This is a genomic window from Blastocatellia bacterium, assembly GCA_016713405.1.
Lineage (GTDB): Bacteria > Acidobacteriota > Blastocatellia > Chloracidobacteriales > JADJPF01 > JADJPF01.
Window position 1 is genome coordinate 1 of record JADJPF010000001.1, and the last position, 19,044, is coordinate 19,044.

The window sequence follows — 19,044 nt, forward strand, 5'->3', positions numbered from 1 at the left end:
CTTGTAAATTGCTGGTTAGGCGTTCGGTAAAAACTCGTCTAGCTTCAGGTATTCCATCAATATAAAAGTAATTACCATTACCTTTATTAGCAAACTGTTCCATCATTGAATCTTTATAGTTGCCCATTCCAAAGCCCATTGTAGTAACTGTAATACCTTTTTTAACATAATCTTGAATTTGGGTTAGTATTTGTGTTGGGCTAGTATTACCAATATTAGCATCACCATCAGAGCAAATAATTACACGATTAATGTCACCTCGCTTTGACTGATTTAATTGTGCTAAAGCTTGTTGGTAAGCAAGCTGAATACCTGATTCCATTGCTGTCCCACCACCTCCTGTTAATTGATATAAAGATTTGATAATTAACTCTTTATTGGCTGCACTTGTTGGAGGTAGCACAACGCTTACACTACCTGCATAAGTTGTAATAGCTACGGTATCTGTTGGACGTAAATTTTCTACTAGCATTCTTAAACTGTCTTTTACAAGGCCAATTTTGTCTGCTGACTGCATAGAGCCGCTAGTATCAACTAAAAATGTTAAGTGTGCGTTTGGGCGTTGTTGTGCTTCTACTGTTTTTCCTTTAATTCCAATTCTTAGCAAATGCCGATTTTGATTAAATGGAGATGCAGACGCTTCCATAGAAACAGAAAAAGGATGTTCTGTTGCAGGTTGAGGATATTTATATTGGAAATAGTTAATAAATTCTTCCACTCTTACAGATTGTGCTGGAGGCAAATAACCTTCATTTAGTTTACGGCGTGCAATTGTGTAAGAACCTGTATCAACATCAATTGAAAATGTAGATAAATTATCTTTTTTTGTATCAGTCATCTTATTAATGCTGTATTTGGTGTAATCTTCTGAGCCTGCATATTCTTGTTCTGGAACAGCTTGCGGTTGCGGTCTAGCTACTGAACTTGCGGCGGGGCTAGCAGCCATATTGACACTACTTGGGGAAGGAAGGCTTTTAGTTACATTTGATGAATATTCTGCTGGCGGTGGAGGTGGTGGATCTGCTGCTGGGCCTGTGCCACCAATCACGCCACCAATTACACCACCAGCAACGCCACCAACTACCTCACCTTCAACACCTGCATCTAAAGTGCTTTTTGATTTATCACGTTTAGCAACTGCTACTTTTTCATTCTTTGGAGTTTCCATGCTTAAAGTTTGTGGTTTAGGGGCTTCCATTTCTACAGGTTTGTTATCTTCTTTAGCAGGTTCGTTACTTGTTGGAGTGGTTGAGTTGGTTGTTTGTTGTGGGTTAGTTTTGGTGTCAGCAACATTTGGTGCTGATTGATTGCTACAAGCAATTTGTAAAAAAACTAAACTTAGAATTAAAGAGATAATAAAAAACACACGTCTTCCTTGCAACATATCTAATGCCTCCAATAATTTACGTTAATGTCTATTTGCAGGGGTTAGACGCTACTAATTTAGATTGGTTCCCAAAATCGGAAAAATATTCAGGAAAAATTTATTTACTTATATTGTCCAGTCTTAGGGGCTTTTTGTTTAGTATTTGTTTCTTGAATATTTGCGATTAGTTGTTGATTTCCATGCTTTTTAAGAAAATGCTTTTTCTAAAATTGACCTGAATTTTTAATTGTTTCTATCACATTCGATCTTCTTGGCTCTTTCTTCTATAGCAGTTTCTTAATTTCTTACTCCGTCTTTGCCTTCTGTAACGCTTTCAATTAATTGTTTATCTGTGCGGCTAGCGTGGAATTTTGGGTCTGTAAAATCTGGTGTGCTAGCATTTCTTGGCTCGCCGTCCGTGCCATGACAACCTCCACAGCGTTTAATATAAAGTTCTTCTACCTCGCTATCATCTGTTAAACTAGAGGTTAAATTAGAGTTAGTTGCATTAGAACGATTTGCAACACAACCAAAAACAACTAAAAACAATGGGACTAATTTCCAGTATCTTTTCACAACCTTCTCCCGATATAAATATTTTTTAGATTATTGGAATTTTAGGAAAATTTTTAGGAAAAACTTAAAAAATTTTAAGACTAAAATATAGCTTTGAAAAGTCTAATAAACTAAACAAGCTAAAAAGTATCATTAGAGTGCTAACAAAGCTAATAAAATCTTATATTTATGGTGGGAAAAACTTATGGATAAGTGTCTTTATATTAAGCGATTGTCTCAGGTTATATTTACTATTATTGTAGGGATTACCCTTATAGCCAATCCTATAGTTAGTTATTCACTAGAAAAAAATAAAAAAGCTACTGCCAAATATAACAATAACTTAAGCGCAAATGAAAAGGCATTGCATGTACTTAATCGTTTAGGATATGGCCCACGTCCCGGAGATTTAGAAAAAGTGCAACGTATGGGCATAGAAAAATATATTGAATGGCAATTAAACCCAGAAAAAATTGATGATCAGATGGTAGAAGCAAGACTTAAAGGTCTTACAACTTTATCAATGGATCCCCAAGAACTTGCCCGCGCTTATCCACCTCCAGCACTTCTTAAAGCTAAAAAAGAAGCAGAACTAAAAAATACTGGTGATGAAACAGTTGATAAAGCTAAAGCAGATAAATTAGCTCGTAAAAGATCCCGTATGGAAATTAACGAAGAAGATGTGATGGGTAGGCCTGGAGAAATTTTGATGGAACTCGCCCAACAACAAATCATTCGCTCAGTTTATAGCGAACGTCAACTTCAAGAAGTAATGGTAGATTTTTGGACAAATCACTTTAATATTTTTTGGGCTAAGGGTGCAAATAAATACTTGCTAACAGAGTATATTCAAGAAACCATTCGCCCTAATGCAATGGGAAGTTTTGAAAAAATGCTTGCTGCTACTGCCCATAGTCCTGCTATGTTGATTTACTTAGATAATTGGCTAAGTGTTGATCCTGATGCAGCAGAAAGAATTGACAAGCAAAGACAAGAGAGAAAAGAACGTCTTGAAGAATTTCGTAACCGCAGAAATCGTTTAGGTAATGGTCAAAATAATTCACCATTTGGAAAACGTCGTAATTTGGAACTTAATCCACAAACTAACACTATTCAGGTTGAAAACGGACAACCAAACAAAGCTAATAAAAAGCGAGGACTTAATGAAAATTACGCTCGTGAACTTATGGAACTTCACACCTTGGGTGTAGATGGTGGTTATTCACAAAAAGATGTTACCGAAGTTGCCCGCTGTTTAACGGGCTGGACAATTAAACGTGATGGAGAAACAGCTACGTTTTTCTTTAATGAGCGAATGCATGACAATGGGGAAAAAGTTGTTTTAGGTAATAAAATCCCTGCTAATGGTGGTCAAAAAGATGGGGAAAAAGTCTTGGAAATCTTGATGAAACACCCTTCAACAGCCCAATTTGTTGCTACAAAGTTAGTACGTCGGTTTGTTTCTGATACACCGCCGCAAGATTTAGTAAAGCGTGTTGCTAGCACTTTTACAAAAACCAATGGTGACATTAAATCTATGTTGCGTACAATTTTTACATCTTCAGAGTTTTTTGATAAAGAAAACTATCAAGCTAAAGTAAAAAGCCCTCTAGGGTTAGTAGTAAGTGCTTTACGTACAGCAGATGCAGACACAAATGTTGGGCCACAAATCCTACTGTCATTAAATAAAATGGGTCAACCACTATTTTTATGTCAACCTCCTACAGGCTATGGAGATACAGCAGATAAATGGGTTAACACTGCTTCACTTGTTGAACGTCTTAACTTTGGAATTGCTCTTTCGCAAGGACAAATTCGAGGGACTACCGCTAATTTACTGCGCAATAATACAGTTAATTCTGTAAATGAGTTAATTCAACTTGTTATTAATGGTCAAGTAGCTGAACCAACAATTAGAGCTTTAGAACAAGAGCTAGCAGGTCAAGAATTTACTAAAGATAAAAGTGCTAAATTAATGGGATTACTGCTTGGTTCACCAGAATTTCAAAAAATGTAAGAACTTGTCCACAGTAAAATAAATTAAGGAGACTATAAAGTTTATGATTACACGAAGATTTTTTCTTAAATCCGGTGCTTTGGCTGTGGCTAGTTTAGGAGCAGGTTTAGTTCTACCTTCTTTTTTACAAAGAACTGCTTTAGCAAGTCCACAAAATCGCAACAAAACCTTTATTGTAATTTTTCAACGTGGGGCTGTTGATGGGTTAAATACTGTGGTTCCTTTTGGTGATGCGGCTTATTATCGGGCCCGGCCAACACTTGCAATTGCTAAACCTAATTATAGCGATGATCAATCAGCAATTGATTTAGATGGATTTTTTGGACTTCACCCAGCTTTAAGTCCATTTAAGCCGCTTTATGATGCTAAGACATTAGCAATTGTCCATGCTGCTGGTTCGCCAGACTCTACACGCTCACATTTTGACGCTCAAGATTATATGGAAATAGGCACACCAGGAAAAAAATCTACTCCTGATGGCTGGTTAAATCGCTATTTGCAAGCTAATACAAATAGCAATAGTAAAAATGAAGCTTTACGCGCCATTGCAATAGGTAACAAGCAGCCTAGAGTGATGTCTGGCATAAGTCCTAATTTAACAATTGCAAATCTAAATAGCTTTGACCTACGCGGTGGAGCAAAAACTAGTAGCGCGTTTGAAACAATGTATGGAAAAAGTAGCGATGATATTATTGCTCCTGCCGGAACCGAAGCATTAGAAGCAATGGGAACAATTAGAAAAATCCGCTCATCTTTTTATAGCCCTGCTAATGGGGCTGTTTATCCAAGAGGTCAATTTGGCAATAGCCTAAAACAAATTGCCCAATTAATTAAATCTGATATTGGCTTAGAAGTTGCTTTTGCTGATATTGGCGGATGGGATACGCACACAGCACAAAAACCACGTCTTAATCAATTATTAAAAGAGTTTGGCGGAGGTATTTCAGCACTTGTTAAAGATCTAGGCGATAAAATGAATGATGTTGTTATAGTTACAATGTCAGAATTTGGGCGTACTGTCCGCGAAAATGGCACAGCAGGCACCGACCACGGACACGCAAATTGTATGTTTGTAATTGGTGGTAGTGTTAAAGGTGGTAAAATTTATGGCAAATGGCCCGGTCTTGAACGTGAACAACTTTATGAAAACCGAGATTTAGCTATTACTACAGATTTTCGTACTGTTTGTAGTGAAGTTATTACTAAACATTGTAAAGCCAAGGATTTAACAAAAATCTTTCCTAATTTCCAAGCTAAAACTGATTTATCCCTACTTGCTTAATAATTAGCATTTTGTAGCGTAAGCAATTGAAACGCGTTTAATTACTTACGCTATATTTTAATCATTTCTTAAAAGTCTAGAGTAGTTTTTCAAAAAGCATTACATCCCAAATTTGACCGCGTGCGTCTGAAAGTTGCCATAAACCTAGATCTTGATAGCCTAGTTTTTTATAAAATGCTAATAATTTAGGGTGATTTATAGCATCAAAGCGCAGTGCTTTACATCCAGCTTGACAAGCAATAGCTTCTATTTGCTCCATACACCAATTACCCAGTCCATTACCTTGCATCCTAGGCAAAATCGCTAAGCGGTTATGATACATTACTTTACTAACGGGATTTTGCCAGCGTGTTAAGTCATAATTTGCTACTGGAGTTATGCCAAGTGTAAAAGTTCCAATTATTTCTTCATTTTTATAAACTAAGTAAACATCTCGCTCAAGAATGTTTTTTTCTATAGATTCCTTTGGATATGGTGGAAACCAATGTGTTAGCCCAAGGTTTGTTGCTAAATGTTCTCCACAAAGTGACAAGATTTTGTAAATTGCTGCTAAGTCAAGGACTTCTGCTTTTTTAATTTTTAATGTCATAGATTTTATTTACGCTAGTAAACTTATAGTAATTTTTAAATTTATAAATATTATGTTTTTAGAATCTGGAAAAAATGATAAGGAATAAAATTTAACTCTTTAGACATTAATTCTCCTAAAATGGTTATTTGACAGCGCAAGACCAAATTAGTATGATTTGAGGAAACTGCTTTGTAAAGTCGCTAAATCCTCAAAAAATAGCTAGTTTCTTAAATTTATCGGTAGTAAATTTTAGTTATTTTGTCATATGCTGGTAAAATACTTTTTATTTTCTGTTGGGAGAAAATATGTCTGTTCAGATAGATGAGTTGTTAATGATTGCTTGTTCAAAAGGTGCTTCAGATTTACATATTAAAGCTGGTAGTTATCCTTTTATCCGAATTAATGGAGAATTACAGCCTATTATTGAGTCCCAACGCTTAACCCAAGAAGATACTTTAGCAATGGCTTTCTCAATGATGTCAAATCGTCAAAAACAACGATTTAAGGAACATTACGAGGTAGATATTGCTTATGGAGTATCTGGATTAGGCCGCTTTCGCTGTAATATTTTCCAGCAACGTGGAACTGTGGGGATGGTGCTACGTGTTATTCCTACAGCAGTTCAAACAGTTGAAGAGTTAAGGCTACCAAAAATAATAGAGACTATATCAGAAGAGCGACGAGGCTTGGTTTTAGTTACAGGCACTACGGGATCAGGTAAGTCAACTACTTTAGCGGCAATGATTGATTATATTAACTCTACTAGAACTAGTCATGTTATCACAGTAGAAGATCCTATAGAATTTCTTCATAGAGACAAAAAAAGCTATATTAATCAAAGAGAAGTAGATGTAGACACTAGAAGTTTTTCTGAAGCCTTACGTGGGGCATTGCGCCAAGATCCAGATGTAATATTAGTTGGAGAAATGCGAGATTATGAAACAATAGAAACGGCTTTAACCGCAGCAGAAACAGGACATTTAGTAATGTCTACACTTCATACTTTAGATGCTACAGAAACTATTACTCGGATAGTTTCTATTTTCCCTCCCCATCAACAAAAGGCTATTCGTCTTCAATTAGCTTCTGTACTAAAGGCTGTAATTTCAATGCGGCTAATTCGTTGTGCTGATATGACAGCACGGGTTCCAGCAGCAGAAGTTTTAATTTCCACTCCTTATATTCGTGACTGCATTTGCAACCAAGAAAAAACTAGTTTGGTTAGAGATGCAATTGCTCAAGGGACTTCACAATATGGTATGCAAACCTTTGATCAATCTTTACATGAGCTTTATGCTAAGGGTTATATTGGTTTTGAAGAAGCTTTAGCAGGTGCTACTAACCGAGATGAGTTTATTCTGCGTATTCGAGGTGTTCAATCTTCAGCCGATCAAGCACGTGAAGAACTTGCTCGCTCTTTTCGTGCAGATGATCAAGTCAACAGATATTAAATAAATATTTTTAGGGTAAATAATTTATAAAATTGGGATTTTTTTGATCCTAATGGGTAAGTTTTTTCGTTGCTGATATCAGACTCTCCAAAAAAATAAAATAAACTATATAGCCTGATAAATTTATAAGAGGTAAGATCATGGGAGCAGAAATTATTGCTATAACTAGTGGATTGGATTATGAAACAAATAACTCAGAACATGGTCTAAGTGTCTTGATTGTTGGTGATATAGAAACGGTTAGAAAACAATTGGTTAAGGCACTTGAGAAACTAGATTACCAAGTAACAGATGAACAACCTCTTACTGCCCGTAGAAATGCTAGCAATGAAGCAAAAAACTATACATCAACTAATATTTTAGATTATCCAATTAAGCTCACTGTTGGATTAAAGACTATAGATGATAATACAAAAGCTAGTTTTAATTATGAGATTAAGTATCCTTGGGTAGGTAAAGCAGAAAAACATTTAATCCTTCTAGAGGTTAAATCTATTTGTGCATTGGCAAATCAAGGAGATGCTACTAATACTTGCCTTTCTTGTGGGACATTGGCAACTACAGATTCTCGCTTTTGTCGTCGTTGTGGGACATTGTTAGCACTACCTGAACCCGCAGAACTAGAAGTTTTGGTTTTAACTGCAAAGGTAAAAAACGCTTATGATTACTTAATGTTTGGTACTATTTGTCTTGTTATAGCTTTAATTTGTTTACTAATAGTAACTTTTGTTCCTGTAGCTAGTCCAAAATTATTAAAACTATTTAAGGTATTAAAAGTTTTTGGAGTGATAGCTTCAGGTGGAATTATCTTTGATCTATTTTGGACATATAAGCTAAGAGAGCTAATTCGTGGGAAAGTTAGCATTAAGCAAAATAAAAAATTACCTGTTAAAGAAGTAATCATGCTGCCTGTTAAAAGGACACTAGAGCCTACATACAGACTTGATCCTAAAAATAACAAAATAGGGCGTACTACAGGAGAATTGGTTTATCGCCAACCACCTCCATCAGTTACTGAACATACTACAGACTTGTTGCCAGCAGAAAGGACTAATATTAGTAATAATTACTGATATAAATGATATTTTTACAAAAATTTATTAAATTTTTGTAAATTTTATTTGAAAACCTATCAAAATAAGTGTTACTATCCTTAAACACTAAGATAATGTTCCTAAGTAGTATGAAATCCTTGCCCGTTACTTAGTTTATAATACTGGTTTTATTTTTAATATATAACCTCTATTTCTAATTTTAATCTCTTTCCCCTCAAAATAATTATAAGTAAATAAAATTGCTAATATTTTGTATGTATTTTGGAAACAAATACGTCTTGATTAACAAAACTAAAATCTACTTAAAAGAGAGGGTAACGAGTATGAGTAGTGTTTATCAAAAAATTGGTGGTAAAAAAACAATAGATATAATTGTAAATAAATTCTTTGAGAAAAATTTACGTGATAGTAGGGTATCAACTTTACTAAACAAAGTTGATTTAGAAAGTCAAAAATTTAGGACAACTGTTTTTTTAGGGTTGCTAATGGGTGAGCGATTTTCTCATAAAAACAGTAGTGTTCATGGTAAATATTTACATCTTCAAGATTTAACAGAATTTGAATTAGATGCTTTTGAGGAAAATTTATACGTTGTTTTGAAGGAAATGAATTTGCTTGTTTTAGTTCCAACAGTTTCTAACGGATTAAAAGCTATCCGTCTTATGAGCAAAGTTTATCAAAACAACACAACTAATCATTGAGCGGCTAAATGTATGTATTGATATTTGGTCTTAGAGTCATTCATAATCTAGTTTTTAGCTTTAATTAGGTAGTTAAAAACTATTATGAGTAAGATTAGTTATGAAAAGACTCTAAGTCTAGCTCTTAGAATGATTAGCCGCCGCGCTCAATCTGTTTCACAACTTAGAGAAAAGTTAGAGGAGAAAAGTCCTGCTAGCGATGAAGTGATTGAACAAGTAGTTAATAGATTATTAGAGTTAGGTTATCTTAACGACGGCAATTTTGCTTATCAATATGCTACTAATAAATTGAGCGTCAAAACCTTTGGGCGTAATCGTCTTAAACAAGCTTTAGTAGAAAAGCAAGTTTCTGTAGAAGTTGTAGAACAAGCACTTTCTCAAGTTTTTGATGAACAAAGTGAAGATGAGCTTTGCGAGCAAGCAATAAAGAAGTACTTACGTATACATGGAAAACCTAGCGATATTAAAGAAAACAAAAAGATTTTTGGGTATTTAATACGTCTGGGTTTCCCTTATGACTTGGTAATAAAGAAAATTCGTGCTATTAGACAAGACATCTCACTAGAGGAGTAGCTTTTTCTAATGGCAACTTTTGATGAAATGATTCTGACACATAGGCTTTTTATGCGAGGGTATCCTTTTTCTCGCTATAAAATTGCTCCTATTTCTCACCCATTAACAAAACCTCTCTCACAAGCAAAAATAGCATTAATTACTACAGCAGGTCTTTATGTAGAAGGACAACCTAAGTTTAACTCTTCTATAAAATTAGGAGACCCAGATTTTAGAGAAATTCCAAACAACATTGATGTACAAAGTCTTAAAGAAGGTCATCGTAGTAGTGCTTTTGACCACAAAGCAATTGAGCAAGATAAAAATGTAGCTTTTCCCTTAGATCGTTTTCGAGAAATGGTAGCAGCAAAAGAAATAGGCTTGCTTAATCATCGTCATTTTAGTTTTATGGGTGCAATTATTGGCCCAGGAGATTTAATTAATAAAACTGCTCCAGAAGCAGCAAAATTATTAAAAGATGATGGGGTAGATATTGCCTTTTTAACGCCAGTTTGACCTATGTGTAATCAAACTGTAGGTTTGATCCAATCTGCTATTGAACAAGTAGGAATTAGCACAGTTTCAATTACTTTACTTAAGGAAGTAACAGAAGCTATCAAGCCTCCAAGAGCAATGTTTGTTCCTTATCGACTAGGCTTACCATTGGGAGAGCCTAACAATATTGAGCTACAAAAACAAATAATTAGAAGTGCTTTAGCTTTACTAACACGCTCAGATGTTCCAGTTTTAACAGAATTTTCTCCCGAAAAACCAACTTAAATTTTATGGGTATTTATTCAAAATATTGTTTTCCTTTCATAATGGATTTAGCTCTCTCTAGCAATGCAATTGCTCGGTATCGACAAAATTTGCTTTTAAGCGTAAAAGGTGACATTTTAGAAATAGGCTTTGGCACAGGGTTAAATGTAGCTAATTATCCTAAATCTACAGAAAAGATCGTTACTATTGATTCTAATGAGGGAATGAATAGTTTAGCTAAAAAGAGGATTCAAACTTCTAAAATAGAAGTAGAACATCACACTTTAACGGCTGAAACTCTGCCCTTTGCAGATCAGACTTTTGACACTGTGGTTAGCACTTGGACTTTATGTAGTATTAGCAATGTTGACCAAGCTTTAGTAGAAATTCACAGAGTCTTAAAAGTTGGAGGACAATTTCTTTTTCTTGAACATAGCTTAAGCAATGAAAAAAATGTCCAAGTTTGGCAAAATCGGCTTAATTCACTAGAAAAAATAATTGCTGATGGGTGTCATCTTAACCGGCATATTACTAATTTAGTAGCAAAACAGCCTTGGCAGATTAGCGAAGAAAAACAATTTTATATTTCAGGTGTCCCAAAAATTTTAGGTTATATGTATCAAGGTGTTGCAATAAAAAAGTTTGATAAAAAACAAATAGGTTAGAGTAATTACTTACTCTAACCTTCAATGTATTGCTGTGTTAGAAAAAATCTTAAAAACTAGAAAATATTCGTTTCATAAGGTCTAATTCCAGTGCTAGCCAAATCTCTTGCTTTATTAGTAGAAACACTTCTACCAAAAGTTTTATTTGCTTTTCCATTACAACTAAATTGTCCTGAATAACTAGACTGAAGCTTATCAAATAAAATTGTGTCTATATTGCGCTCTATATAAGTGCTTAATTTTTCTTTTATTTGGACATTTAATTTAGGAAATAATTTTCTATCAAGAGTTAAAATATAAGCTTGTGTAGTGTTAGATGTAGTGTTAGATGTAGTATTTGTTGTAGGTCTAGTTATAGGTATTATTGTAGGTCTAAAACCTATTAGACAATTTGATATTTTAGCAAATTTTTTAGCTAAAGTAGTATTACTAATTTTTTTAATGAAATGACTAGCAGAATCTATTAGCTTGGCAACATCTGTAACTATTTGACCAAAGTCTTGTATATTTAGGTTTTTATCTGTAGTAAGGCGTTGTGCTAAGGCTAAATTTTTACTAGCATCTTCAGTTGTGCGACTAGCATTATTAAAAGCAGAGGATTGATTAAGATTTTGTGAGGATAGATTAAGGCTATTACCTATTTTTAGGCTCATAAATACTCCTACAAAAAATGTACAAAATAATAATTATTTGCTAGTTAAAAATTATAAGATGAGGAGATAGATAGTTGCCCAACTTATCGTCAAATTGGATAGCTTTGTTGCCCCAGAATAGTAAAATCTTAATTTATCCTTTAGAATCAATATTTTATAAAAGGACATAAATTTTGAAAACCAAATTATTTATCTTAATACTATGTTTATTTGTAACTAATTTATCTTGTCAAACTAGTGAAAAAAACTCAGAAAGAAACCAAGCTGTAGTAAAACTTACTTTTCAAGCCAAAGGTGTAGTAAAAGAAATTAATTTAGAAAAGAAAAAGCTAAAGCTAGACCATGAAGAAATTAAAGGCTATATGGAAGCAATGACAATGGATTTTTATGTTAATGAAAAAGACTTACTAGAAAATATTAAGGTTGGTGACAAGATAAACTTTACTCTAAAACATGAAGCAGGGATAGATACTATTACAGAAATACGTAAAATACAGTAATTAAACAATCAAGTAATTAAAAGAAAATGTTAATAAAAAAATTAATCAATAATTAATAGACGCAAAAGCAAAAAGTCGAGTAAAATAACAGGCTTCAAAATCAAGGCAAAATTAATGATAGGCACTAAAATATCGCATTACACCATCTTAGAACATATTGGTGTTGGCGGAATGGGCAATGTATACAAAGCTTTTGACCCCCGACTTGATAGAATTATTGCGTTAAAAATACTTCATCCAACAGCTATGGCAGATGAAGCTAAACGCCAACGCTTTATGCAAGAAGCACGTATAGCTTCAGCCCTAAACCATCCTAATATCATTACTATTTATGAAATTGGTCAGGAAGCAGAAAACTGTTTTATTGCAACAGAATTTGTTGAAGGACAAACACTTAGACAAAAATCTCAAGGCAGTGCCTTACCCATACCTACCGTTTTAGAAATTGCTACACAAGTAGTTAAGGCTATGAAAGTAGCACATAAAGCAGGAATTATTCACCGAGATATAAAGCCAGAAAATATAATGATTCGCCCTGATGGTTATGTTAAAGTCTTGGATTTTGGATTAGCAAAACTCTTAGAAGTAGATTTAGCCGTAGGTGCTAGCATTCGCCGACCTGCACAAATTATTAAAACAGAAAATAGCTTAGTTCTTGGCACAGTTCGCTATATGTCCCCAGAACAAGTTCAGCATTTACCAATTGACCATCGCAGTGATATTTTTTCTTTCGGAATATTACTTTATGAAATGCTTACAGGACAACTTCCTTTTGCTGGACAAAAGGCTATTGATATTGCTTATGAAATTATAGGAGCTAATCCTATTCCCTTAAGTGAAGTTGCTAGCGTTCCTGTTAGCCAATTTCAATTTTTAATTAATCGCTGTTTAGAAAAAGATCCTGCTACTCGTTATCAGGATACAGAAGATTTACTTAAAGACTTAAGACAGTTACAACGTCGTTTAGAAGTGTCTAAATCTAACAATGAGAATGATTTATTATCAGAAGAAATAATAGCACCAACACTTAGTCGGCCATCAATTGTTATTTTATATCCCGATAATTTAACAGGTAATCCACTACTTAATTGGTATCGAATTGCTTTAGTAGAACTGTTAACGGCTCGTTTAAGTTGGAATGTTGCTTTAGATGTAGTTAGTCATCGGCAACTAGCCGATGTTTTTTACCAGCTTAGCTATGATTTAGCTCAAGATACTGACAAGCCTATTTCCTGGGAAACGGCTCGTAGAGTAGGGGTAGAAAGATTTTTTCTTAGCTCTTTTACTTTACTAGGAGGTTTTCTTACATTTTCCCTTCATTCCTATGAAGTTAGCACAGGGCAATTAGGATTTTCACTAACGCTAAGACGTATAGAAGAAGAATTATTTACACTTATAGATGAAATAGCTTTACGTATTGAACGAGAACTACAAGTAGATAAAGAGGATATTGAAGCTCCAAAGGTGATAGACCTAGTAACTAACTCTGTAGCTGCTCTTCAGAACTTTGAAACCGCCTTTTGTTTTTATCAAAAAAATGAATGGGAAAAAGCAGCAGAAAGTTTTCAACAAGCAATTAATTATGATAAACGCTTTGCTCTTGCCTATTATTATTTATTTCATATTAAACGAAGCCAAAATAAAACTGACTCTAACTTGTACTTAGATAGTGCTTTAGAGCATTGTGGCAGAGTAAGTGAAAGTGAACGCTTGTTGATTTTGCTAGAAAAAGCTTCAATACAAAAAGATTATACTAATCAATTAAGATTGGCAGAAGAACTAGTAGCACAATACCCAAGGGAAAAGGGAGGCTATTTGTTTTTAGGTCAAGCCTATCATTGGCGTGGAGACTATGAACGAGCTTTTGTTATTTTCCAACAAGCTTTATCTTTTGATAATCGCTTAATATTTTATAGAGCGCAAGTTTCTTTAGGTATTAGCCATGTAGCAGAAAGTTATTTAGATACAGGAAATTTTGATAGAATTGAACAATTAGCCAGAAATCATTCACAAAATAATTGGTTAACAGATTTGCTTTTAGGAGTGATTTCTTATTATCGCCGAGATTACTTAAGCGCAGAAAAATCATTTAGCCAGGCAGCAAAAGCCAGCAAAAGTATTATTCCTGGTATTTGGCAAGCAAGAATCTATCTATTAAAGGGACAAATTGAAATTGCTTCTGAACAACTACAAGCTTTATCAAAAGAGGCTGTAGGACAAGACTTGTCATGGTGCTTACGTGATTTAACTGAAAGCTTACGCTTGCAAGGACGTTTAAGAGAATGGCTAGATTTAGTTTTTATACACCAAAACCAATTAACTGCTCTAGTAGATGAAGATCCAGCAATGATTGCTCAATTTTGGCAAGCATATTTCTTTGAGCAAATTGGGGATATAGAGCAAGCACTAAAAATCTATGAAATGGCTTTAGAAGAACTTAAAATTAGTAAACCTTCTGTAGTTGAAATAGTTATGGAAGCTTGGGCGCGTCTTCATTTAGGAAGAATGTTAGCACTTTTAGGTAATTATGAGCGTGCTTCAGAGCTAGCTGAGCAAATAAAGCTAATTGGCCGGAATATGCCAAATACTAAGATTGAGCGATTAGCTTTATTTTTATGGGGAACAATAGAATTTTACCAAGGTAATTATGAGGTAGCAGCACAACTGCTAGAAAAATCTATTTGGTCATATACAAATGGTGCTAGTTTGGCTGTAAGAACTTTAGCCCAGTGTTTACGCCAATTAAAGCAATATCAAAAGGCAATAGAAATTTTAGAGAATTTACAGCCTTATGCTACCTTAAATAGTGCAAGCTATTTTTGTTCTGCTGCACAAATAGATTTAGAACTAGCTAAAACTTATGAGGCAAAAAAAGATATAGCACAAGCCAAACATTACTATCAAAAATGTTTGCAATATTGGCAAATGGCTGATACAGACTTTTTAGGTAAACTAGAAGCAGAAACAGGGCTAGAACTTTTATCTCGTTGATAATTATAGATAATAAATAGTTGTATAAATAGATCAGTAATTAAAATTTTTCTTAAGTAGTTGATAAAGCGGCTAGAGATATTGACATAAACTGTGTTATATTTCTTGCCAACTAAAAGTAAAATTTACCTTATTGATTGGAAATTCAACTATATAATCTAGGTTTTAATTAATAAATACTAACTTGATTATTTAGGGGAGGTCACCATTACTACCTCAAACGAAACACCACAAACAGAAACAAAAACAACTAGCGATCCATTGCTTAATAGCGTATTTGAGGGCAAGTATCGTATTGAGACAAAGATAGGAGAAGGTGGTATGGGTATGGTGTATAAAGCACACCATATTTTAATGGATCGCCCAGTAGCAATTAAATTTTTACACGCTGATAGAACGGCTGACCAAACTACTTTAGATCGTTTTAGACGAGAGGCTATGGCATCGGCAAAAATCAACCATCCTAATGCTTGTGCTGTAACAGATTTTGGTATTTCAGCAGATAATACATTTTACTTAGTGATGGAGTATTTAAGCGGTCGTAGTTTACGAGATAGACTAAAGGCAGAAAAGAAACTTTCTTTTGAAGATGCTGCCAAAATCCTCTATCAAATGTGTGCTGCTGTAGAATCGGCGCATAAACGTAACATCGTACACCGAGACTTAAAACCAGATAATGTATTTTTGCAAATGGAAGACGGCCAAGAAACTGTTAAGGTGATTGACTTTGGTATTGCAAAAATGACCAACACCGGTACTAAAACTATAGAAGGTTTAACTGAAGCAGGAATGATTGTTGGTACTCCTTATTATATGTCTCCTGAGCAATGCCAGTCTGATAACCTTGGGCCTAGAGCAGACCTTTATAGTATTGGTGTAATGCTTTTTGAGATGATTACAGGGCATCTTCCTTTTAGTGGTGAATCACCTTTATCTATTGCCTTAAAACATTTAAGTGAGCCTGTTCCATCACCTCGTAAATATTTACCTGATATTCCAGAAGAAGTTGAAGAAGTTATAATGAAATCTATGGCTAAAAAGCCAGAAAGCCGCCAAGAGTCTGTTTTGCAACTAGCTAGAGAATTTGCACAGGCTGTAGGAGTAAGTGGTACAGGAGCATTACTTAGTGGTGATTATGCCTCTTTAATGAATGCTGATACTGCGGATGAAGCTGCCACATTAAAGCTTAAAAACCGTCAAACTACCGAAGTAGACCCTTCAAATATAGACGAAAAATCTGCTACAACAGAAATTAATGCTGGTCGTAAGACTACTGAAATGGGTGGAAAGACAAAAAGTCTTGGAAAAAATGTTGACACTAATGAGCAGAAAAAATCTGGAAAAACTCCTCATCATGGTGGCACATTAGCTATGGGTAAGCAAAACTCCTCTGGTGGCACATTAGCTATGGGAAGTGCAAAACGCCCCGTAGAAGAGGATACAAGCCAAGAAGTTGTTTCTGCTCCTCCACCTTCACGTACACCACTTTATATAGCTATTGCAGCGGTTGTATTAGTTGTTGGTGTAGTAGGAATTTGGAAATTTACTAGCAGCCCAACACCAGTTGCAACTAATAGTCCAACACCAGTTGCTAGTGTTAGTCCTGTAGCTAAAGAGGTTCCTGGCATAATGGTTGAAATTAAAGGCGGAACTTTTAGAATGGGACGCGATGAAGGAAAAGACCAATTTGGTAATGATATTGAGCCTCAAGAAACTCCAGCCCATCAAATTACAGTTAAAGATTTTTATTTAGGTAAATAGGAAGTAACTAATCGAGAATACGCAGAATTTCTTCAAGCAACAAGCTATAAAACTCCACCAAATTGGAATCCAACAGTAGAAGGTGTAGGGGATCAACCTGTTGCTAATGTAGATTGGGCCGATGCAACAGAATATTGTAAATGGCGAGCAAAAAAAGATAATAAACCTTATCGTCTCCCAACAGATGAAGAATGGGAATATGCTGCACGTGGTACAGAAAACAGACTTTATCCCTGGGGATCTCTATGGGAGCCAGGCATTGCTAATACAAAAGAGCTAACAGGCGGTAATGGTACACTTCTTCCAGTTATTAGCCAATCTTTAACTAAAGATATTAGTCCTTTTGGTGTTATTGCTATGGGAGGCAACGTTTCCGAATGGACATCATCAGATGCTACATTGTATCCAGGAAATCCTAATGCTGTAGAAAAAGGCTTAAAAGTTGCTCGTGGGGGTAATTTTGGTAGTGCAAAACCTACTTCTGCTTCTACAACACGGCTGCTTAACCCACCTAATCTAAAAGATTCACATTTAGGTTTTCGTTTGGCAATGGATAAAAATTAATGCTTTTCTAAAACCTGGGGTTAATAATTATGAGAATAATTAAACTTATTTGGGCATTATTGCTGGTTTTCTCTTTAAGCTTTAATGTTGCTGCTCAAGGAAAAAAAATTGGTGCTTCTGGTGTTGGAACAGGGGATAAATCTGGTAGTAATTCAGGAGATAAACCTAAGAAAGTAATAGGTGCTACAGGTGTAATAAAAGGTGAAGACACCACAAATGCTAATATTTCAAAACCCCCTCCTCCCCCTCCTCCAAGCTTAAGTCGTATAGTTGTTATTGCTACTGGTGCTGCTGAAGCAGAAGTCTTAGTTAATAATAAACCTTATAAGTCTGATAAAGATGGGGCAACAAAATTTATTGATATAAAGCCTGGTACAGCAAACCTAATTGTTAAACATCCAGACTTTGAACCATTCACAGAATCACTTACTTTAGAAAAAGGTAAAGCTATCACTAAAGTAGTTAAATTAACCTCTAAATATGGAGATGTTAAATTAGGTGGTATTCCAGAAGGCTCAAAGATTTTTATTGATGGTGAAGAGAAAGCAACAGATTCTATAAAACGTGATGGTGAAGAAATTTCCTTAAGCCGGCTTCCTGTTGGAATTAGAAAGCTAAAAATTACTCATCCTGACTATATTACTCGTGATGAAGAAATAGAAATTAAGCCAGGCGAAGAATTGACCGATGCTAAAGGCTTAGTTTTAGCTACAGCAGATTTAACTTTAGCCTCTACAGCAGGTGCAGAAGTTTACATTGATGATGAGCCTAAAGGTAAAGTTTTACCGGATGGTACAGTAGTAATAAATGCTATAAAACCAGGTGAAAGAAAAATCCGAGTAGTTAAAGATGGCTATGAAGAAAAAATGCTGATGGAAAAACTAGCCATCGGGCCAAAGGCTTTGGAAGTTAAACTAGTCCCAATCCCTAATACAGGAGAATTTTTTGAAGCTTTTAATGAAGGATTAAAAGATTGGAATGCTCCATCAGATTGGGGACTAAATGCTGCAAAACTTATTGTTAAAGGGCAATCAAAGCTAGGTATTCCTAAAAATAAAATTTTTCGAGATCTAGATGGGGGATTTGCCTTAAAAATGCTTAATGGAAAAGGAATTGCTTGGGCTTTAAGAGTTAATAATAAAGATCAAAATTACTATCTATTTCATCTATCTGGCCCTAATGGTAAAACACCTAATGTGATGAGAACTTATATTTGTCAAGATGGTAAGTTAGACTTAAATAATTTTGCTAGATCAACCAAAGTTAATACTATTACTTTGAGTCCAGAGTATTTTTACAGAATTAGAATTTCTGTAAGAGGCAATAAAATAGAAACATTTATGACTGCCAACCAAGGCCCGGAAGCAGGTACAGAAATACCAATAGATGTTTTTGTAGATGAAAATAACACTTTTACTTATGGAAATATTGCTTTTACTACAATTGATGGTGAAGAAGTGATGATTGATGACGTAGGTGTTAAGCCTGTAGAAACAGCCGAAGAAAAAGCAGCTAAAGAGCAAAAAGCTAGTAAGTAAAAACTATAACATTCTATATTTGTAAGCTTTGTTAAAAGTTAAATAGGAGATGCAAAAGATTTT

The 19,044-nt window shown here is 34.7% G+C and carries 17 protein-coding genes and 1 pseudogene; 14 read left to right on the forward strand and 4 right to left on the reverse strand.

Going from position 1 to position 19,044, the window contains the following annotated elements; all coding sequences use genetic code 11:
- Both IPK14_00005 and IPK14_00010 read right to left on the reverse strand, forming a co-directional pair.
- Positions 1–1,384, reverse strand: a 1,384-nt coding sequence (locus IPK14_00005) for a von Willebrand factor type A domain-containing protein (protein MBK7991827.1), incomplete at its 3' end; no start/stop codon positions are given.
- 279 nt (positions 1,385–1,663) lie between these two features.
- Positions 1,664–1,942: a hypothetical protein gene (locus tag IPK14_00010; protein ID MBK7991828.1), complete on the reverse strand. Its 279-nt coding sequence runs from the start codon at positions 1,940–1,942 to the stop codon at positions 1,664–1,666.
- 184 nt (positions 1,943–2,126) lie between these two features.
- Between IPK14_00010 and IPK14_00015 the strand changes: the two genes are divergently transcribed.
- On the forward strand, positions 2,127–3,938 hold the full coding sequence (locus tag IPK14_00015; protein MBK7991829.1) for a DUF1800 domain-containing protein: 1,812 nt from the start codon (positions 2,127–2,129) through the stop codon (positions 3,936–3,938).
- A 43-nt stretch (positions 3,939–3,981) separates the two neighbouring features.
- A complete protein-coding gene (locus tag IPK14_00020) occupies positions 3,982–5,220 on the forward strand; it encodes a DUF1501 domain-containing protein (protein ID MBK7991830.1) in 1,239 nt (412 codons plus the stop codon).
- A gap of 76 nt (positions 5,221–5,296) precedes the next feature.
- Here the strand turns inward: IPK14_00020 and IPK14_00025 are convergent, their stop codons facing one another.
- Positions 5,297–5,809: a GNAT family N-acetyltransferase gene (locus IPK14_00025; protein ID MBK7991831.1), complete on the reverse strand. Its 513-nt coding sequence runs from the start codon at positions 5,807–5,809 to the stop codon at positions 5,297–5,299.
- A gap of 287 nt (positions 5,810–6,096) precedes the next feature.
- Between IPK14_00025 and IPK14_00030 the strand changes: the two genes are divergently transcribed.
- The 7 genes from IPK14_00030 to IPK14_00060 all read left to right on the forward strand — a co-directional run bounded on the left by IPK14_00030 (position 6,097) and on the right by IPK14_00060 (position 10,974).
- Positions 6,097–7,242, forward strand: coding sequence for a type IV pilus twitching motility protein PilT (locus IPK14_00030; protein ID MBK7991832.1), 1,146 nt, complete (start codon positions 6,097–6,099; stop codon positions 7,240–7,242).
- Between the two features lie 140 nt (positions 7,243–7,382).
- Complete coding sequence (locus tag IPK14_00035) at positions 7,383–8,315, forward strand: hypothetical protein (protein ID MBK7991833.1); 933 nt, start codon at positions 7,383–7,385, stop codon at positions 8,313–8,315.
- A gap of 305 nt (positions 8,316–8,620) precedes the next feature.
- The gene (locus IPK14_00040) at positions 8,621–8,998 is read left to right on the forward strand and encodes a hypothetical protein (protein ID MBK7991834.1); all 378 of its coding nucleotides are present in this window, start codon (positions 8,621–8,623) and stop codon (positions 8,996–8,998) included.
- Between the two features lie 84 nt (positions 8,999–9,082).
- Positions 9,083–9,571 carry a regulatory protein RecX gene (locus tag IPK14_00045; protein MBK7991835.1) on the forward strand — a complete coding sequence of 163 codons (489 nt, stop codon included), beginning with the start codon at positions 9,083–9,085 and terminating at the stop codon, positions 9,569–9,571.
- A 9-nt stretch (positions 9,572–9,580) separates the two neighbouring features.
- The gene (locus tag IPK14_00050) at positions 9,581–10,066 is read left to right on the forward strand and encodes a hypothetical protein (GenBank protein ID MBK7991836.1); all 486 of its coding nucleotides are present in this window, start codon (positions 9,581–9,583) and stop codon (positions 10,064–10,066) included.
- 3 nt (positions 10,067–10,069) lie between these two features.
- Positions 10,070–10,330: a hypothetical protein gene (locus tag IPK14_00055; protein MBK7991837.1), complete on the forward strand. Its 261-nt coding sequence runs from the start codon at positions 10,070–10,072 to the stop codon at positions 10,328–10,330.
- 5 nt (positions 10,331–10,335) lie between these two features.
- A complete protein-coding gene (locus IPK14_00060) occupies positions 10,336–10,974 on the forward strand; it encodes a class I SAM-dependent methyltransferase (GenBank protein ID MBK7991838.1) in 639 nt (212 codons plus the stop codon).
- A gap of 56 nt (positions 10,975–11,030) precedes the next feature.
- Here IPK14_00060 and IPK14_00065 read toward each other — a convergent pair whose 3' ends face one another.
- Positions 11,031–11,627, reverse strand: a complete 597-nt coding sequence (locus tag IPK14_00065; protein ID MBK7991839.1) for a hypothetical protein — start codon at positions 11,625–11,627, stop codon at positions 11,031–11,033.
- A gap of 173 nt (positions 11,628–11,800) precedes the next feature.
- Here IPK14_00065 and IPK14_00070 point away from each other — a divergent pair, with 173 nt between their 5' ends.
- The 5 genes and pseudogenes from IPK14_00070 (at position 11,801) to IPK14_00090 (ending at position 18,981) form a co-directional block, all read left to right on the forward strand.
- The gene (locus IPK14_00070) at positions 11,801–12,127 is read left to right on the forward strand and encodes a copper-binding protein (GenBank protein ID MBK7991840.1); all 327 of its coding nucleotides are present in this window, start codon (positions 11,801–11,803) and stop codon (positions 12,125–12,127) included.
- Positions 12,128–12,241: 114 nt separating this feature from the next.
- Positions 12,242–15,118 (forward strand): protein kinase, encoded by a 2,877-nt coding sequence (locus tag IPK14_00075; GenBank protein MBK7991841.1) that lies wholly within the window; start codon positions 12,242–12,244, stop codon positions 15,116–15,118.
- Between the two features lie 327 nt (positions 15,119–15,445).
- Entirely contained in the window at positions 15,446–16,879 is a 1,434-nt protein-coding gene (locus IPK14_00080; GenBank protein MBK7991842.1) for a protein kinase, read from the forward strand.
- Between the two features lie 3 nt (positions 16,880–16,882).
- Positions 16,883–17,443 (forward strand): annotated as a pseudogene (locus tag IPK14_00085) (SUMF1/EgtB/PvdO family nonheme iron enzyme).
- 29 nt (positions 17,444–17,472) lie between these two features.
- Positions 17,473–18,981, forward strand: coding sequence for a hypothetical protein (locus IPK14_00090; GenBank protein ID MBK7991843.1), 1,509 nt, complete (start codon positions 17,473–17,475; stop codon positions 18,979–18,981).
- Positions 18,982–19,044: the final 63 nt, after the last annotated feature.

Excerpts from the sequence above, each read along its gene's own strand:
- IPK14_00015 (MBK7991829.1), top strand. The coding sequence starts at position 2,127 with ATGGATAAGTGTCTTTATATTAAGCGATTGTCTCAGGTTATATTTACT.
- IPK14_00020 (MBK7991830.1), top strand. The coding sequence starts at position 3,982 with ATGATTACACGAAGATTTTTTCTTAAATCCGGTGCTTTGGCTGTGGCT.
- IPK14_00025 (MBK7991831.1), bottom strand. The coding sequence starts at position 5,809 with ATGACATTAAAAATTAAAAAAGCAGAAGTCCTTGACTTAGCAGCAATT.
- IPK14_00030 (MBK7991832.1), top strand. The coding sequence starts at position 6,097 with ATGTCTGTTCAGATAGATGAGTTGTTAATGATTGCTTGTTCAAAAGGT.
- IPK14_00035 (MBK7991833.1), top strand. The coding sequence starts at position 7,383 with ATGGGAGCAGAAATTATTGCTATAACTAGTGGATTGGATTATGAAACA.
- IPK14_00040 (MBK7991834.1), top strand. The coding sequence starts at position 8,621 with ATGAGTAGTGTTTATCAAAAAATTGGTGGTAAAAAAACAATAGATATA.
- IPK14_00045 (MBK7991835.1), top strand. The coding sequence starts at position 9,083 with ATGAGTAAGATTAGTTATGAAAAGACTCTAAGTCTAGCTCTTAGAATG.
- IPK14_00050 (MBK7991836.1), top strand. The coding sequence starts at position 9,581 with ATGGCAACTTTTGATGAAATGATTCTGACACATAGGCTTTTTATGCGA.
- IPK14_00055 (MBK7991837.1), top strand. The coding sequence starts at position 10,070 with ATGTGTAATCAAACTGTAGGTTTGATCCAATCTGCTATTGAACAAGTA.
- IPK14_00060 (MBK7991838.1), top strand. The coding sequence starts at position 10,336 with ATGGGTATTTATTCAAAATATTGTTTTCCTTTCATAATGGATTTAGCT.
- IPK14_00065 (MBK7991839.1), bottom strand. The coding sequence starts at position 11,627 with ATGAGCCTAAAAATAGGTAATAGCCTTAATCTATCCTCACAAAATCTT.
- IPK14_00075 (MBK7991841.1), top strand. The coding sequence starts at position 12,242 with ATGATAGGCACTAAAATATCGCATTACACCATCTTAGAACATATTGGT.
- IPK14_00080 (MBK7991842.1), top strand. The coding sequence starts at position 15,446 with ATGGTGTATAAAGCACACCATATTTTAATGGATCGCCCAGTAGCAATT.
- IPK14_00090 (MBK7991843.1), top strand. The coding sequence starts at position 17,473 with ATGAGAATAATTAAACTTATTTGGGCATTATTGCTGGTTTTCTCTTTA.